This window comes from Alishewanella sp. WH16-1 (assembly GCF_001441695.1).
GTDB classification, from domain to species: domain Bacteria; phylum Pseudomonadota; class Gammaproteobacteria; order Enterobacterales; family Alteromonadaceae; genus Alishewanella; species Alishewanella agri.
Genome location: NZ_LCWL01000144.1, coordinates 1 through 460, shown reverse-complemented (window position 1 = coordinate 460; position 460 = coordinate 1). Strand labels below are relative to the sequence as shown.

The following is a 460-nucleotide window of genomic DNA, read 5'->3' as shown; positions in this document are numbered from 1 at the left end:
TCTTCGGTACGAAACACAACACCATCCACACCTAATAGCGTTAATCCGCACCAATTGGGATGGTCAGCTTGCTGATTCCAATGTCCAGCGGTGAGATTAAATATATGCTCTATCGCTTCGTAGCCTAAACGCTGCCTGGCCTGTACGACGGCACTTGGCGCAACATAAGGTACTTTGCCTGGCAACAAGATATCCATCTGAGATACAAGCTGTTTTATAGACATATTACGAAACAGGGCCATACCCAGTACTGCCCATACCATTTGCTCCATGGGAAGACGGCGAGTTCTGATCGTGGATACACCGGCAATGCTAAGCCCTGTTTCAATAAGTCCAGGGTCTAAAACATCTGACAAACTATCAAAGTTAACGGTATGACTATTTACTAAAACGGTTTCCAGCGCTTGGCTAATATGCATAAAAAAAGCCTACAGAGTTCATTCTGTAGGCCTTTATATAC

Annotated in this window: 1 protein-coding gene; it reads right to left on the bottom strand. The window is 44.6% G+C overall.

Translation table 11 applies throughout. The annotated features are described in order from the left end of the window. The coding region (locus AAY72_RS14960) for a transposase domain-containing protein (RefSeq protein WP_197408428.1) at positions 1-419 on the bottom strand (419 nt) is incomplete at its 3' end. Positions 420-460: the final 41 nt, after the last annotated feature.